The sequence below is a fragment of the Arsenicicoccus sp. UBA2120 genome (genome assembly GCF_002330965.1).
Lineage (GTDB): Bacteria > Actinomycetota > Actinomycetes > Actinomycetales > Dermatophilaceae > Arsenicicoccus > Arsenicicoccus bolidensis.
In genome coordinates this window covers 1-2,620 of sequence record NZ_DCYC01000066.1, presented here as the reverse complement: position 1 = coordinate 2,620, position 2,620 = coordinate 1, and the positions used below count along the sequence as shown (strand labels likewise).

The window sequence follows — 2,620 nt, the reverse complement described above, 5'->3', positions numbered from 1 at the left end:
GTGCGGATGATGTCGTGGCCCTGGGGACGCTGGTCGAAGGGGAAGATCTTGGCGAACAGCTCGGGGTCCGAGCCCTGCCCGCCCGCGCGCCAGCCCGCCGCGATCTGCGGGGTCAGCGAGGAGGTCGCCCACGTGTCCATGACGTCCGCGTCGCCGACGAAGCCGCCGGCCTGGCCACGCTGGGACTCGTCATACCCCGGGGCCGGCTGCGAGGCCGGGTCGACCGGCAGCTGCTCCTCGGTCGGGACGATCCGCTCCTCCCAGCGGACCTCGCCCTGCTCGTCCACGCGGTACCACACGGGGATCGGCACGCCGAAGAAGCGCTGCCGCGAGATCAGCCAGTCGCCGTTGAGGCCGCCGACCCAGTTGTCGTAGCGGGACCGCATGTAGGACGGGTGGAAGTCGAGCTCGCGCCCGCGCGCCCGCATCGCCTCGCGCAGGTCCTCGTCACGACCACCGTTGCGGATGTACCACTGGCGGGAGGTCACGATCTCGAGGGGCTTGTCGCCCTTCTCGAAGAAGTTGGCCTTGCGCTGGGTCTTGGTGGGCTCGCCGTCCAGGTCGCCCGAGCCTCGCAGCGCGTTGACCACGGCCTCGCGGGCGGAGTGCGTGGTCTTGGTGGCCATCTCGGAGTAGATCTCGCGACCGGTCTCGGACGTGATCCAGTCCGGGGTCTCCGCCTGGATGCGGCCGTTGCGGGTGATGACCGACCGCGTCGGCAGCTGCAGCTCGCGCCACCACTGCACGTCCGTCAGGTCGCCGAAGGTGCAGCACATGGCGATGCCGACGCCCTTGTCCATCTCGGCGGCCGGGTGCGCCAGGATGGGCACCTCGACGTCGAAGAGCGGGGATCGCACCGAGGTCCCGAACAGCCCCTGGTAGCGCTCGTCGTCCGGGTGCGCGATCAGCGCGACGCAGGCCGGCAGCAGCTCGGGCCGGGTGGTCTCGATGTAGACCTTGTCGCCGCCGGGGTCGTGGAAGGACACCCGGTGGTAGGCACCCGGGTAGTCGCGCGCCTCGAGCTCGGCCTGGGCCACGGCGGACTGGAAGGTCACGTCCCACAGCCCCGGCGCCTCGGCCTGGTAGGCCTCGCCGCGCGCGAGGTTGCGCAGGAAGGCCTGCTGGGCGGTGGCGCGGGAGTGGTCGTCGATGGTGCGGTACTGCACGTCCCAGTCGAGGGACAGGCCGAGATAGCGGAAGGTGTCCTCGAAGGTCACCTCGTCCTTGACCGTGAGGATGTCGCACAGCTCGATGAAGTTGGCCCGGCTGACCGGGACCTGGTCGGCGGCCTTGACCGACTTGCCGTCGGCACCCTCGTGCGGCGGGCGGAACTCCGGGTCGTGGTGCAGGGTCGCGTCGCCGCGGACCCCGTAGTAGTTCTGCACGCGGCGCTCGGTCGGCAGGCCGTTGTCGTCCCACCCGATCGGGTAGAACACCTCGTAGCCCGCCATCCGCTTGTAGCGGGCGATGCAGTCGGCCTGCGTGTAGCCGAACACGTGGCCGATGTGCAGCGAGCCCGACGCGGTGGGCGGGGGCGTGTCGATCGCCCAGATCTGCTCGCGCGGCAGCTCCATCGCCCGGGCCTTGTCGAAGCGGTAGGTCCCCTGGTCACGCCATACCTGCGTCCACTTGTCCTCCAGGCCGTCGAGCGACGGCTTGTCCGGGACGTGGGTGCGGGGCGTGTCGGTCGTCATACGCGCGATCATCCCAGAGCGCGAGCAATGACGGCCAATCCGCTCGCGGCCGGGGCCCTCGTCCTCGGGCAGGGGTGACCGACCGGTAGGGTCCGTGCCATGGCGAGCTTCTGGCAGATGCTGCGGCGGGACCCGGTCTACACCCCCGTGATCGGGGCGTTCAAGGGAGTCTTCGCGCTGCAGGGACTGCGCTTCCGGATCACCGGCGGCGACAACGTCCCCGGCCAGGGTCCCGCGGTGATGATGATCAACCACACCGGCTACTTCGACTTCACGTATGCCGGACTGGCGGCTCTCCCGTCGCGTCGCCTCGTCCGGTTCATGGCCAAGAAGAGCGTGTTCCGCCACCCGGTGAGCGGTCCGCTGCTGCGCGGCATGCGGCACATCTCGGTCGACCGCTCGGCCGGGGCCGCGTCCTACGAGACCGCCCTGGAGGCCCTGCGCTCCGGCGAGATCGTCGGCGTCTTCCCCGAGGCGACGATCTCGATGTCCTTCGAGCCCAAGGCGTTCAAGACCGGAGGGGTGCGCATGGCCCAGGCCACGGGCGCACCGGTGCTGCCCGTCGCGATCTGGGGCTCGCAGCGCGTCTGGACCAAGGGCCACCCCAAGCGGCTCGGCCGCAGCAACGTGCCCATCGGCATCACGGTGGGCGAGCCGATCCGGGTCCGTCCCGAGGACGACGTCGTCGAGGTGACGGCGCACGTGCGCGAGACGATCACGCGGATGCTCTACGCCCTGCAGGACGCCTACCCGCCCGTGCCGGAGGCCGAGCAGCACCTGGTGCCGGTCCGCCTCGGCGGGACGGCGCCGACGCCCGAGGAGGCGGCCGTGCTCGAGGCGCGGCTGCGCGCCAAGGGCGTCCAGGGCTGACCTACCGGGGGCGGGATCATCAGCCTGGCGAACGACGGAAGTTGTCAACCTGTCTT

General features: G+C 70.7%; 2 protein-coding genes. One reads left to right on the top strand and one right to left on the bottom strand.

Annotated elements, in window-relative coordinates:
• The coding region (valS, locus tag B2P18_RS09445) for a valine--tRNA ligase (RefSeq protein ID WP_286958410.1) at nt 1-1,694 on the bottom strand (1,694 nt) is incomplete at its 3' end.
• 99 nt (nt 1,695-1,793) lie between these two features.
• Here valS and B2P18_RS09440 point away from each other — a divergent pair.
• Entirely contained in the window at nt 1,794-2,564 is a 771-nt protein-coding gene (locus B2P18_RS09440; RefSeq protein WP_286958404.1) for a lysophospholipid acyltransferase family protein, read from the top strand.
• Nucleotides 2,565-2,620: the final 56 nt, after the last annotated feature.